Annotated in this window: 10 protein-coding genes and 4 pseudogenes; 5 read left to right on the forward strand and 9 right to left on the reverse strand. The window is 71.1% G+C overall.

Translation table 11 applies throughout. From position 1 onward, the window contains the following. Positions 1-432: 432 nt before the first annotated feature. Positions 433-660, forward strand: coding sequence for a hypothetical protein (locus tag ACZ3YO_RS39480; protein WP_465553890.1), 228 nt, complete (start codon positions 433-435; stop codon positions 658-660). A 308-nt stretch (positions 661-968) separates the two neighbouring features. On the opposite strand, the pseudogene ACZ3YO_RS39485 reads toward ACZ3YO_RS39480, so the two are convergent. The 3 genes and pseudogenes from ACZ3YO_RS39485 to ACZ3YO_RS39495 form a co-directional block, all read right to left on the reverse strand. Then, positions 969-1,562, reverse strand: a pseudogene (locus ACZ3YO_RS39485) (IS701 family transposase); the annotation flags it as partial. An 846-nt stretch (positions 1,563-2,408) separates the two neighbouring features. Beyond that, on the reverse strand, positions 2,409-2,645 hold the full coding sequence (locus ACZ3YO_RS39490) for a hypothetical protein (RefSeq protein WP_465553756.1): 237 nt from the start codon (positions 2,643-2,645) through the stop codon (positions 2,409-2,411). A 665-nt stretch (positions 2,646-3,310) separates the two neighbouring features. Continuing rightward, positions 3,311-3,682 (reverse strand): winged helix-turn-helix transcriptional regulator, encoded by a 372-nt coding sequence (locus tag ACZ3YO_RS39495; RefSeq protein WP_465579092.1) that lies wholly within the window; start codon positions 3,680-3,682, stop codon positions 3,311-3,313. A 91-nt stretch (positions 3,683-3,773) separates the two neighbouring features. On the opposite strand from ACZ3YO_RS39495, the gene ACZ3YO_RS39500 reads away from it, so the two are divergent. Continuing rightward, positions 3,774-4,613 carry an SDR family oxidoreductase gene (locus ACZ3YO_RS39500; protein ID WP_465579094.1) on the forward strand — a complete coding sequence of 280 codons (840 nt, stop codon included), beginning with the start codon at positions 3,774-3,776 and terminating at the stop codon, positions 4,611-4,613. Positions 4,614-4,894: 281 nt separating this feature from the next. Here the strand turns inward: ACZ3YO_RS39500 and ACZ3YO_RS39505 are convergent, their stop codons facing one another. Continuing rightward, positions 4,895-5,689, reverse strand: coding sequence for a hypothetical protein (locus tag ACZ3YO_RS39505; RefSeq protein ID WP_465579096.1), 795 nt, complete (start codon positions 5,687-5,689; stop codon positions 4,895-4,897). A gap of 317 nt (positions 5,690-6,006) precedes the next feature. On the opposite strand from ACZ3YO_RS39505, the gene ACZ3YO_RS39510 reads away from it, so the two are divergent. Together ACZ3YO_RS39510 and ACZ3YO_RS39515 are read left to right on the forward strand one after the other, a co-directional pair. Beyond that, on the forward strand, positions 6,007-6,990 hold the full coding sequence (locus ACZ3YO_RS39510; RefSeq protein WP_465579098.1) for a sigma-70 family RNA polymerase sigma factor: 984 nt from the start codon (positions 6,007-6,009) through the stop codon (positions 6,988-6,990). Between the two features lie 341 nt (positions 6,991-7,331). Further along, positions 7,332-7,469: pseudogene (locus ACZ3YO_RS39515) on the forward strand (aminoglycoside phosphotransferase family protein); the annotation flags it as partial. A gap of 39 nt (positions 7,470-7,508) precedes the next feature. On the opposite strand, the gene ACZ3YO_RS39520 reads toward ACZ3YO_RS39515, so the two are convergent. Continuing rightward, on the reverse strand, positions 7,509-8,774 hold the full coding sequence (locus tag ACZ3YO_RS39520; protein ID WP_465579100.1) for an MFS transporter: 1,266 nt from the start codon (positions 8,772-8,774) through the stop codon (positions 7,509-7,511). 196 nt (positions 8,775-8,970) lie between these two features. Here ACZ3YO_RS39520 and ACZ3YO_RS39525 point away from each other — a divergent pair, with 196 nt between their 5' ends. Continuing rightward, complete coding sequence (locus ACZ3YO_RS39525; RefSeq protein ID WP_465579102.1) at positions 8,971-9,114, forward strand: hypothetical protein; 144 nt, start codon at positions 8,971-8,973, stop codon at positions 9,112-9,114. A gap of 39 nt (positions 9,115-9,153) precedes the next feature. Here ACZ3YO_RS39525 and ACZ3YO_RS39530 read toward each other — a convergent pair. The 4 genes and pseudogenes from ACZ3YO_RS39530 to ACZ3YO_RS39545 form a co-directional block, all read right to left on the reverse strand. Beyond that, a pseudogene (locus tag ACZ3YO_RS39530) lies at positions 9,154-10,163 on the reverse strand (zinc-binding alcohol dehydrogenase family protein). A gap of 157 nt (positions 10,164-10,320) precedes the next feature. Beyond that, complete coding sequence (locus tag ACZ3YO_RS39535) at positions 10,321-11,328, reverse strand: DsbA family protein (RefSeq protein WP_465579104.1); 1,008 nt, start codon at positions 11,326-11,328, stop codon at positions 10,321-10,323. Positions 11,329-11,439: 111 nt separating this feature from the next. Beyond that, a complete protein-coding gene (gene trxA, locus ACZ3YO_RS39540; RefSeq protein WP_331742366.1) occupies positions 11,440-11,769 on the reverse strand; it encodes a thioredoxin in 330 nt (109 codons plus the stop codon). 99 nt (positions 11,770-11,868) lie between these two features. Beyond that, a pseudogene (locus ACZ3YO_RS39545) lies at positions 11,869-12,051 on the reverse strand (thioredoxin-disulfide reductase); the annotation flags it as partial.

Below are 12,051 nucleotides of genomic sequence, written 5' to 3' on the forward strand. Positions count from 1 at the left end.
GCGGTCAGGCCCCCACCCTGCGCATACCGCACACCATTGGCATACCGCAGGGATCACTACCTGTCACCACCGACAACAGAACGAAAACCTCAGTAGTACTGCAACCGCATCTGGGGGATCTGCACCCGGGGTGGCCGCTGTACAGCCAGAACGTGCCGAGGCGGTTGAGGTAGAGCTCGTCAGGTATGGCGCGGGCGAGAGCGACGTCACGTGGAGTGGCAGGCTGCTGCTTCGTGCAAACTGGCCGGGATTGGACTTATCTCCCCTGGGCGAAGCCCCGACGATGGCGGAAGTCTTCGAACAGGGGAACTGATGAGGCGTCCGGCAAGGGCTGTGGCCGCAGTCTGTCTACTGTTGGCCCTGACGGCCTGCCAGTCAGGGGCGGCGTCCGGTAAGGCCCAGGGCACCGACGCCGAGTTGGCGTGCGCGGCCGTGAGTCGGCTGCCGGAACAGCTGCCGGGCACCGATGGCGGGCAGGCCTTCGACATCGTGGTGGCGCGCCTCGTCGGCGCCGAGGAACTGGCCAGGGCGGCTGCCCTGGCGGACGCCAAGTTCCAGCCGCTCGCCGATGCCCTGCGGGAGGCGCAGCAGCTGCTCTCCGTGACCTCCGACCCCCAGCAGGCCGAACCCGCAGTCAAGAAGGCCCGGACGTACTGCTGACGGACGAGCGCCACTACTGCCGTCGGTGTGCCTGCCTGTCGGGGCGTCGCTGGCGCGGGATCACTGCAGCCCGGCCCGGCCCGTACAGGCCGCGGCGGGGGCCACACCGTTCGGTGCGGGCCCCGCCTGGATCGCCTTGGTGTGTCAGAGGGCGGTGCCGCCGGTGTAGTGGCCTCGGCGTTTGTAGTGGGATCGGCGGGCTCGGGCCTGGCTTCGTCGTCGGAAGCGTGACCAGCGCAGATGGTGCTCGTTGGTCCGGTGTCGGGGCCCGACGAGGTGGCCCATGAGACGGCGGATCTCCGGCACGCTCAGGGGTATGAGTTCGTGTTCGTCGTCAGCGTCGCCCCTTTTGCGGCCTCACGGGCGCGAAGGGCGGTCAGGTAGGCGAGAGCGGCCGTGGCCAGGGTGATGTGCCGGTACCAGGCGCGGTAGAGGCGGACCTGGTAGTGGTCCAGGCCGCACTCCATCTTCGCCGCCTGGAACGACTCCTCGATCGCCCACCGCGCGGCGGCCACCTTGACCAGGTCCTTCAGCCGGGTGCCGACGGGGCCGTAGCAGACGTAGTGGGCGATCTTGCTCAGGTCGCTGACGGAGCGGCGTGCGAGGACCCAGTATCCGAAGCCGTTCTCCCACACGGGCTGGACCGCTACTCGGGCCCAGTCGTAGATCCGCTCGCCGTGGGAGCCCTGGCCTCCGGAGATGCGCTTCCAGGCCTGCCGCGGCAGTGTCGCGATCACCTTGTCCACCCGGACCTCGGCCCAGCCCGCGGTGATCACGGTGTCGTCGACCTTGGTGGCGAGCACGTGCGCGATGCGGCGTTCCTCCAGCCAGGACCTGAGGTGCTTGGCCTGGCCGTAGGCCTCGTCCGCGGTCACCCAGGCGAACGGGACGCGGGCGTCGACGCGGCCCGGGTCGAAGGACGTTGGCTGGTCCTGCGGCTCAACGACTTTCCTGAGCATCCGCTCTATACCCTGTTCATCGACGCACAGGTCATCGATGACATAGACGACGACCCGGTCGCCTGGCGATTGCTGTCCCGGTCAACTTTCCCCGTTCTCACCGCGCGGGACCGCGCGGAGGTCCTCCGCCGGCCCGATCTCGGCACGGAGAAGACGCTGGAGGTCCCCGGCGGCTTCGAGGGTCAGTGGCGAGGGCGACGAACGGGTCATCCAGGCAGCGTAGTGGCCTGATCCGACTGCGGGCACGGCCTTTCCTCGGCAGCCAGAGGTTCAGACACAGGCACTGACCCCGCCGGGGCGGGGGCCAGGCCCCGCTGCGTGAAGTGTCACGACGCCGACGGCCGGGACCCACTCGCTGTCATTCACAGCGTGATCGCGAACCTCGAATCCGCATCAGCGCACCCACGCGGCCGTGGCCTTCCTGCAGTGGCTCAGTGCACACGACCTCGCCGTGGATACCTGCCGACAGGCCGGCCTCGAACGCTGGCCCACCGCCCCCTCCGCGACCTACCGCCGCGCTGCCAGGCATGACCACGGGCAGGAACAGGGCGAGGCCGGGCACGGAGCCGGACGGCGAGCACCGGGAGGTGGGGACCACTCGGCCGGTGCTCGCCTCCCTGTTCCAGTTCCGCATCGCCACCGCGGAGCAGCGGCGCCGGCTGCACGCCCCGGGCGGCGGCATCGAGAAGGCGCGCGGCCGGCTGCGGCGGCCGGGCCGAGGAGCCCACGTCCCGACCAGCAGCGGCAGTTCCGGCCGGCACTCATGGTGCGCGACTCGCGGATCGGCCTTCAGCCGATGGAACGAGCCCCCTCGATGAGCCCCATGCGGGCCTCGTTCAGGGCTTCTGTCTGCTTGATCAGGTGATCAACGGCGTTGGTCACGAGAGCCATCTCGGCCGGCGTCGTCCAACCCGGCCGGTGGATGATCTTGAGCAGCTCCTCGTGACCGTCGTTGGTCACGGACTTGGTCACCGTAATCAGGTGGTGAATGCGCTGCTCCAGGTGAGCCAGCTGGTCCTTCTCCATGGTGTGCCCAACTTTCCTCGGTCGTAGTGGCACGAACAGGCCATACCTACCCAAGCTGGCTCGCCTTGCCATCGGACCGAACGGGTGGCGTCACCCGGTCTCGTCCGACACGGGTCAAGGGGCCATAGCTGCGGCCGCCAGCTGCCTGGATCACCCGGACGAGTAAACCGACGTCGCATACCAATCCGCGGGCTGGGGGCTCACGACGACCAGCGAGAGCCGGACACCCTGCACCGGCTTGCTGCGGGCTGCCCGATCGCGCGAACGGGGGGCTGGCGCGGTAAGACCCTGGACAGGCCTACGGCCAGCGCAGCCCTCGACGCACTGGCCCTGGTGCTCCTGGAAGTCGAACGTCGCGACGACCGGCGCGCGGCCATCGCGGGATCGACCAGGGCCGACTGGTAGGGCTCCAACTGCCCCCTGATCCATGCGCCATGCGCCAACCGTAGCCGTCCGCGATCCTGCGGGGGGGGACGCTCAGGAGTTCGCCCACCAACGCACTCTCGGAGAACGCACCCAGGGCCGTGGAAGGGCTGCCGGCCCGGCCGACTGCCGAGTCTGCTGAGGATCGCTCCGGTCGCTACGCGTCAGCGGGGACAGTCCGCGCCTCGGGTCGTGGGGTGCTCGGTCACGTTGGTGCGCTTCCCCAGTCGGCCGCTACCACGCTATCCCGCGTTGCGCGGCGACAGCCGCCGTGTAATCCGGTCGAACAGATCCTCCAGCGGCTCGCCGACGTCCCGACCGAACTCGGTCAGCCCGTAGGTGACCTGAGGCGGGGTCGTCGGCTCGACCTCCCGCCAGACCAGGCCGTCCTGGACCAGCGCGCGCAGGGTCTGGGCGAGCATCTTCTCGCTGATGCCCTGGATGCTCTCGCGCAGCTCGTAGAACCGGAGGTCGTGGCTCCGCAAGGAGATCAACACCCAGATGCCCCACCTGCTGGTCACGTGGTCGACCACATCTCGCGCCGGGCAGTCGGTGTGAAACACCTCATACCGCTTCTCGGCCTCGGCCTGTGTGTGCTGCACGCCTACCACCATGTGATGAGCTTACCCAAAGGTATGTCCTTACCAAGAGTAAGGCCGGCTCCTAACGTGAAGGCCACAGAACACATGTGACAGGGAGCTGATCATGATCGTGGTGACCGGGGCTACCGGGAATGTGGGCCGGCCGTTGACGCGGGCGTTGGCCGAGGCGGGCCGGCAGGTGACGGCGGTTTCACGGCACGCGGCGGCGGTGCCGGACGGCGTGCGCCACGTGGCGGCCGACCTGGCCGAGCCGGCCGGCCTTGAGCCCGCGCTGGCCGGAGCGAAAGCGCTGTTCCTGCTGCTGTCCGGCGACATGCACGCCGCCGGAGCCAGCCCGGCCGACATCATCCGCGCAGCCGAGGCCAGTGGGGTCCGCCGGGTCGTCCTGCTCTCCACGCAGGGCGTGGCGACCAGGCCCTTCGGCGCAACGCGGCTCGCGATGCGCGCGCTGGAGGACGTGCTGCGGGAGTCCGGCCTGGAGTGGGCCGTCCTGCGGCCGGGCGGCTTCGCCTCCAACGCCCTGTGGTGGGCCGAGTCCGTCCGCGCGCAGCGGGTCGTCGCCGCGCCCTTCGGCGACGTCGGGGTGCCCATCATCGACCCGGCGGACATCGCCGAGGTCGCGGCGGCCTGCCTGCTGGATGACCGGCACACCGGTGGCGTGTACGAGCTGACCGGTCCGGAGGTGATCACACCGCGCCGGCAGGCGGAGGCCATCGCCGCCGCGCTGGGCTCGCCGGTGCGGTTCCATGACCTCACCCGCGACGAGGCCAAGGCCGCCATGGCCCGGAGCATGCCGGCCGAGCTCGCCGAGGACACCCTGACCATCCTCGGTTCCCCGAACCCGGCCGAACTGCGCGTCAGCCCGGAGGTCCAGCGGATCCTCGGCCGCGCCCCGCGTCCGTTCGCCGACTGGGCCGCCCGCAATATCGCCGCGTTCCGCTGAACCAGGTCAGCGTCGCTGGAACTGATCGGCTTGCGAGCGGCGATCAGGACGTGTGGATCGGTCCTGGAAGGAGGTCGTCGAGCAGGCTCGCACGACAACACCCACCCACAACCTTTGGCCGTTGCTCCCAGCCCCTCCGCCGTCCGGGCGGGCTTACCTGGCGAGTGGTGCAGGTCGCGATGTCCCTGCTCCTCTTGAGGTCCGGACGATCACCCGCTCGGACGTCCCATCTGTCCGGGCCGACCGAGGAGTTGCCGCGCTTCACGCGGGGTGGCCGGTTGTCAGGGCGCCCAAGGCAGTCGTACCGCCTCGATCTCGGTGTCGTCCAGCAGCGCTTCGATGAGGGCTTGGGGTCCGGCGACCTTGGTGGCCCACAGGTCGTAGTCGGTGCACAGGACCCATGAGAGGTCCTCGGCCCAGAGGTTGGAGGGGCTGAAGCCGGCCTCGGGGTTGTCGTACAGAATCTCGGCATCGCCGAGGCGACCCGCACGCACATGGAGGTTGTCGAACTCGCTGGCCGCGAGCATCAGGGGGTTGTAGTAGGCCAGGCATGGACTGTCGGGACCTGCGGGGCTGTGCTCGGTGAGGACGGCGATCAGCCGGTTCCAGGTCTCACGGTCCAGGCTCCCTTCGGTGGGCGGGACGATGCCGAGCGGCCAACTGCCCTCCTTCTTGACCGAGGGAAAGCACCGGGAGGGCAACAGCCCATCGGGCACAACGGGGTCGCCGGTGCGGCCGGCCAGCTCCGCCCATCGCAGCCGTCGCCAGCCGCGGCCGGGGTGCTCGGCGCGGCCCAGGCCGCCTCCCGTGGCGATGCCCACGTCGAGGTCGATGCCCGCAAAGGTGTTGGGCTGGAGGCTGCCGTCTGCCAGGCCCGCCTGGCGGTAGTCGTGGTACGACAGGTCGGCCGGCCCCTGGTCGTGCTCGTACATGGCGTTGAGCACCCAGGCCGAGTCAGGCATCGCAGGCGGCATGAAGCCTGTCACACCATCGCCGCACAGCTCCAGCAACCAGTCGGTCGCACCCGACGGCGCGAGCGGCCACAGGTCTGACAACGAATTCGATTCCTCGCGCATGCGGTCATGATCCCAGGAGCGACGCCGGCCACCATGCGAGGTCGAGAGGTGTACCTCGACACGAGGGGGCAGAGACCGTGGCCGCCGCTGTCACCGCGGCAACAGGCCCGGGCGGTGGACCGATCAGCACAGGCTATGGCGGCCCCGACGACAGCTCTTCCGATCCTCGCCGCCGATCGTCGGCCGCTCGCTGTCGAGGTGCTCGATCGCGCAGTTGCCCAGGCGTCCCAGCTCGCCGGTCTCCGGGGCGGAACAGTCAGTTTCCAGGGCCCCGAGGGGTGATGATCTTGGTCGGGTTCGGGGGCTAGGGTGACGCCGTGTCTGTGATCCATGATCGTGATGATGTCGTCGACCGGCTCGAACCCTTCCGCCGGGAGCTGACGGCCTACTGCTACCGGATGCTCGGTTCGGCCTTCGAGGCCGAGGACGCCGTCCAGGAGACGCTGGTGCGGGCCTGGTCGAAGTTCAACGGCTTCGAGGGTCGCTCGGCGCTGCGTACCTGGCTGTACCGGATAGCGACCAACGTCTGCCTGGACATGGCTCCGGCGGCCCAGCGCCGGGCCCGGCCGATGGATCTGTCCTCGCCGGGTTCGGCCACCGCACCGGACCTGGCGCGGCTGGAGGAGAACGTCTGGGTCGGGCCGATCCCCGACGAGCGGGTGCTCGCCGGGGATCCGGCCGAGGTGGCGGTGGGCCGGGAGACGATCCGGCTGGCGTTCGTGTCCGCGCTGCAGAGGCTTCCGGCGCGCCAGCGCGCGGTGCTGATCCTGCGCGAGGTGCTGGCCTGGTCGGCGGCCGAGACCGCCGAGCTGCTGGGGGCCTCCGTCGCCTCGGTGAACAGCGCGCTGCAGCGGGCGCGGGCGACTCTCGCCGACAGCGGTGGGGTGCCGGACACCGACACCTTCGAACCGCTGGACGAGACTCAGCAGGCCCTGCTGGCGAGGTACGTCAGGGCGTTCGAGGCGTTGGACGTGGAGGCGTTGCGGCGGCTCCTGCACGAGGACGCGGTCCTCAACATGCCGCCGTACCAGATGTGGGTGCGGGGTGTGGTGGAACTGGGCGAGTGGTGGCTCGGCGCGGGCTGCGGGTGCCGGGGGTCGCGGATGATTCGGGTGGAGGCGAACGGCACCCCCGCGTTCGCGCAGTACCGGCCGGCCGAGGACGGCGACGGCTGGACGCCGTGGGGCATCACGCTGCTGGAAATCACCGACGGCAAGATCAGCACCATGACCAACCACATGGACACCGAGCGGCTGTTCCCGCTGTGGGGGCTTCCCATGCGGCTGACCGCCGGGAGCTGACGGCCCGGCGCTCCCGCATGCGCGTACCTCGGCCAGACCGGTGACCGCCGGCAGCAGCCGAGGCCGCGGCCCGGCGCCCCTCGCCCCGGAACCAGCCGGCCGACGGGCCCGCCGAAAGTGCCGTGAACCGCATCAAGAAGATCAAACGGCAGCTCTACGGCCGAGCTGGATCCGAACCACTTTGCACGATGGTCCTGCTTCGGTGACCGCCGGTGAGGGGATCCCCACGGTCACCGCCAGGGCCAGCCAGCGGGGTCCTTGCCGGCGAACGGATCGTCAGGACCGAGGCGCTGCACGGCGGCATCGCCGCCGAAATGCGGAGCTGACCATCGTGCGGGACAGACGGCCTGGCGTTCTCGGAAGGAGGGCAGGCGGTGGCGCAGCCATGGCGGGAGGCAGGGAGGACAGAGCCGACGACGCGAGCCGTGGAGGAGCGGCTGGGTGCCTACGTCACCGCCCTGATGGAAGCGCTGGGCTGAGCCCAGGCGGTGCGGGGCACCGACCCGCTGCCCGGCTGGTCAGCGGGTGGAGGGCCTCGCGTACTGCTGCCGGGCCGCCGGGGAGGCCGGCGGTCGGCCGGCTCGCGCGTACCGGCCCGCGAGCGGTGCCAGCGCGAGCGCCGGTGCCGCCGCGACCACAGCGCACACCCCGGGCCACCCCACCGCCTGGTAGGTATGGGCCCCCGCCCAGGAACCGACCGTCCCGCCGAGGTAGCCGCAGGTCATGTACGCGGTGTTGAGCCTGCTCCGCGCATCGGGGCGCAGCGCGTAGATCCGCACCAGGTTGGCGACCGCCCCGCACTGCATCCCGACGTCGAGCAGCAGCGTGCCCGCCACCAGGCCAGCGAGCCCGACCGCGCCGCCGACGGCGCCGGCCGCCAGGACGGCCGCCGAGCCGGCGACGGTGAGCAGGCAGACCAGGGTGACGGCGTCCGGTCCCCGGCGGTCGACCTGCCGCCCGGCGAGCGGTGTGCAGACCATCGTCACCGCGTTCACCAGGGCGAGTGCCCCGACGGCCGGTGCGCCCAGCCGGTAGGCCGGGCCGGTGAGGAGGAGCGCGATGGCGGTCCAGACCGCCGAGAAGGCGCCGAACGTCGCCGCCTGGCAGAGGCAGGAGCGACGCAGCCCGGGTTCGGTGCGCAGCAGGCGCAGCGGTTCGGAGATCAGCGCCGGGTAGCTCTGCCGGGAGGTCGGGGTCGTGGTCGGGAGCAGCCGGGCGAGCAGGACGGCGAGGAGCAGGGAGAGTGCCGCCGCCGCGAGGTAGGGGGCCCGCCAGCCCAGCCACTCGCCGAGCGGCCCGCCGAGTGTGCGGGAGAGCAGCATGCCGCCGAGGGATCCGCTGAGCAGGGTGCCGGAGACGACCCCGCGTCGTTCCTCGCCGACCAGCCCGGCGGCCATCGGGCCGATGACGGGGGCGGCCACGGTCGTCGCGCCGGCGAGGACGGCGGCGCCGGCGAGGGGCGGCAGGGCGGGTGCGCTGCCGGCGGCGGCCAGCGCGAGGCCGGCGAGGCCGAGCAGGGTGGCGATGAGCGGCCGGTGCGGGATCCGGTCGCCGAGCGGGACGATGAGGAAGATCCCTGCCGTGTAGCCGAGTTGGGTGGCGGTGACGACCAGGGCCGCGGTGTCGGGGGTCGTCCGCAGGCCCTGCGCGATCAGCGGGCTGATCGCCTGGGGGAAGTAGACGTTGCCCACGGCGACTCCGCAGGCGAGGGCCAGCAGCAGGATCGTCCGGCGGTGGGGGCGGGCGACCGCCGGCCCGGTGGGCGGGGTGTTTCGCTCTGTCATGGTCCGGAAGTCCACGCCATGTCGGCGGCCCGGCCAATCGATGTAGCTTTCCGCTTAATGATCCGTTTCCACCCCGATGTGGAGGACCTCGCTGACACCCGGTTCGCCGTCTCGCCTTTCCAGCAGGTCATGGGCAGCCTCTGGGCGCTGCGCGATCCGGGCCCGCTACCCGCTGCACGGCCCGTGGCGCGGCTCCGTGCTCGCCCGATTCGACCCGTCGGACCTGCGGCTGCTGCTGTCGCCCGTCGGTGAGAGCCGTGCCCTGCCCGAGTTCCTGACGTCGCGGCCGCCGACCTTCGCCCCGTCCCTCGAGGAGGAGCCGGCGACCGTCCGGCTTTGACCTGCCGGGGCCGGGGTGGCGGCTCCGGGCCGTTGGGGTTCAGAACCCGGTCAGTGTGGTCTTGCCGATCGCCGCCCGGTTCTCCTGCAGCCGGTGGGCCTCGCGCAGGTTGGCCGCGTTGACGGGGCCCAGGTCCCGGGTCGCGGTGGTGGTGAGCAGTCCGGCGTCCACCAGCCGGGCGACCCGGTTCAGGATGTGATGCTGCATCTGCTGGTCGGCGGTGTGGAACATCGACCGGGTGTACATGAACTCCCAGTGGAAGGAGATGCTCTTCGGCTTGAGGGCGCGGATGGCGAGGTTGTCGAAGTCGTCGATGGCGACGATCCGGCCGAACGGGTTGAGCGCCTCGGCGTAGGCCGCCAGGTACCGGTCGGTGGCGGCGGTGCTGAAGACGTGGTCGACGCCGCCCGGGGCGACCTCCGTCAACTGCTCCACCAGCGGCCGCCGGTGGTCGATCACGTGGTGGGCGCCCATCCGGCGGGCGAACGCGGCCGACTCCGGGCAGGACCCGGTGCCGATCACGGTCAGCCCGGTCAGTGTCCGCGCCAGCTGGACGACGATCGAGCCGACCCCGCCCGCTGCGGCTGTGACCAGCAGGGTGCCGGTCTCGTCGAGGCGCCGTACCGCAGTCCCAGGCGCTCGAACAGGCCCTCCCAGGCGGTCAGCGCGATCAGCGGCAGGGCTGCGGCCTCGGCGAAGGTGAGGGTGGCCGGCTTGAGTCCGACCAGCCGCTCGTCCACGGCGTGGAAACGGGAGTTCGCGCCCGGCCGGTCGAGTGCGCCGGCGTAGTAGACCTCATCGCCGACCTCGAACAGCGTCACCTCCGCGCCGATCGCGACGACGGTGCCGGCCGCGTCCCAGCCGAGCACCCGCGGCTCGCCGCCGGGGTCGGCGTTCTGGCGGATCTTGTAGTCCACGGGGTTGACCGCGATGGCCTCGACCTGGACCAGAAGGTCGCGCGGTCCGGGCTGGGGGACGGGAAGTTCGAGGTCGAGCAGGCTCGCAGGGTCCTCGATGGGCAGGCTGGTGAGGTATCCGACGGCAGGCATGGTGGCGGGGCGGGGCCGGTCATGGCGCGGGTGTCCTTACGGGTGCGGGAAGGTGGGGGGAACTGCGGCTCGGCGGTCGTGGGTGCCGGTGATCGGCCGCTGAAGGTGACCGGCCGCGTCCGGTGATCCGCCGCCGAAGGTGATCCGCCGCCGGCGGTCAGGCGAATTCCGGTGTCATGGCGGCAGCGATCTTCAGGTGCGGAGCGGCCTGTTCGTCCAGGCCCAGGCGCTGAAGGGTGCAACCGAGCATGAGCCGGAGGTAGGAGTCGTCCGGCAGGTCGGTGACCAGCTGTTCCAGGGTTCGCCGGGCGCGGCCGAGCTGGGCGGAGGTGAAGTACGCGCGGGCGGCGAGGCGACGTACGTTGAGGTCGTCGCCGTGTTCGTCGAGCAGCGGTCGGAGCAGGGTCAGCGCGCCGAGCGGGTCCCGTAGGTCCAGGAGGGAGTCGGCGTACCGCAGGCGCCCGACCTCTTCGGGTACATCGCGTTCCGGGCCTGCGGTGGCGAGGAAGTCGGCGATGATGTCGGGTGGTTGTGCGCCGGCGAGGGCCCGGTCTCCGACGACGATCGTCGGGGAGGTCTTGATGCCCCGCGCCTTGCCGATCAGGCGAAGCTCCCGGACGGTGCGGTCGGCCGCGTCGGTGTCGAGCAGCGCGGCGGCTTCGGCGAATCCGGCGGCGGTCGCAAGCGTCCTGAGCGTGTCGCGCGTGCTGATGTCGTGGGCCTCGACGAAGTGTGCCCGCATCAGGTACTCGGCCACGGTGTCCTGCAGTGCGCTGCCGCCGTGCTCGTGGGCGAGGGCCAGGAGCCGGTGGGCGTCGTGGCTGCTGGATCGCCAGGCCGCGCCCCAGTTGGGTCCCAGCCCTTCGGCGGCTGCGATGCGGGAGATGGGCACCCGGTCGTCGGCGGTCGCCGGGCTCTGCGTGGCCGGCGGGTCCACCGCGCACCGGCCTGCGGTGTCGTCGACCATCGGGTCGCGCTGGGCCGGTTCCACCGGGACGGCCTGGGCCGGGGCGGTCGGGTCGATCCGGTAGGGGCGCCAGACGACCTCGATGTCGCGGGCGGACAGCGCCGGATCGGCGAGGGCCGCCTCCAGCCGGCGTTTGCCGATGTAGGCCCAGGGGCAGACGACGTCCGCCCAGATCTCGATGCGCATCTTCGTCCTCATGTCCTCTCTGAGGCTCTTGCCTGCCGTGCGGGTGTTCAGGCCGGTGCGGGCGCCGGGCGCCCGCACCGGCCTGCGGAGCGGGTCGACGACCCGGGCCGGCCTTGGGGACGGTCAGCCGATGAAGTCGGCGAGGTTCCGCTTGAGCTGGTCCTTCGGCAGGGCGCCGACGATGGTCTTGACGGCCTTGCCACCGGCGAAGACCTTCAAGGTCGGGATGGACATGATCCCGTACTGGGCGGCGAGAGCGGGGTTCTTGTCGATGTCGACCTTCACGACCGTCAAGCGGTCGGCGTGCTCGGCGGCGATCTGCTCCAGGGTGGGAGCGATCATCCGGCACGGCGGGCACCAGGTGGCCCAGAAGTCGACCAGAACGGGCGTGTCGCTCTGGAACACGAGCTCCTCGAAGTTGCTCTCGGTTGCGGTGATGGTGGTGCCGGCCATGGGAGATGTCCTTGATCTGTCGGTGACTCGGGCGAGTCGGGTGGTTCGGGTGACTGGAGTGATTCGGCTGGTTCGGCTGGTTCGGGTGAGTGGTGGTGGTCAGACGGCCGAGACGACCATGACGGCCTGGGTCTCCGGGTCGGCCAGTGAGGCCAGGTAGCGCTCGGCGTCCAGGGCGGCGGAGGCGCCGGTGCCGGCGGCGGTGATGGCCTGGCGGTAGGTGTGGTCCACGACGTCGCCGGCGCCGAAGACGCCCGGGACGTTGGTCCGGGTCGAGGGGGC

Source organism: Kitasatospora sp. NPDC022785, from assembly GCF_055561295.1.

What these genes read in the sequence shown, in the direction of transcription:
- ACZ3YO_RS39490 (WP_465553756.1), bottom strand. Translation starts at nt 2,645, where the DNA reads ATGGAGAAGGACCAGCTGGCTCACCTGGAGCAGCGCATTCACCACCTG.
- ACZ3YO_RS39520 (WP_465579100.1), bottom strand. Translation starts at nt 8,774, where the DNA reads ATGACAGAGCGAAACACCCCGCCCACCGGGCCGGCGGTCGCCCGCCCC.
- ACZ3YO_RS39535 (WP_465579104.1), bottom strand. Translation starts at nt 11,328, where the DNA reads ATGAGGACGAAGATGCGCATCGAGATCTGGGCGGACGTCGTCTGCCCC.
- ACZ3YO_RS39495 (WP_465579092.1), bottom strand. Translation starts at nt 3,682, where the DNA reads ATGGTGGTAGGCGTGCAGCACACACAGGCCGAGGCCGAGAAGCGGTAT.
- ACZ3YO_RS39500 (WP_465579094.1), top strand. Translation starts at nt 3,774, where the DNA reads ATGATCGTGGTGACCGGGGCTACCGGGAATGTGGGCCGGCCGTTGACG.
- ACZ3YO_RS39505 (WP_465579096.1), bottom strand. Translation starts at nt 5,689, where the DNA reads ATGCGCGAGGAATCGAATTCGTTGTCAGACCTGTGGCCGCTCGCGCCG.
- trxA (WP_331742366.1), bottom strand. Translation starts at nt 11,769, where the DNA reads ATGGCCGGCACCACCATCACCGCAACCGAGAGCAACTTCGAGGAGCTC.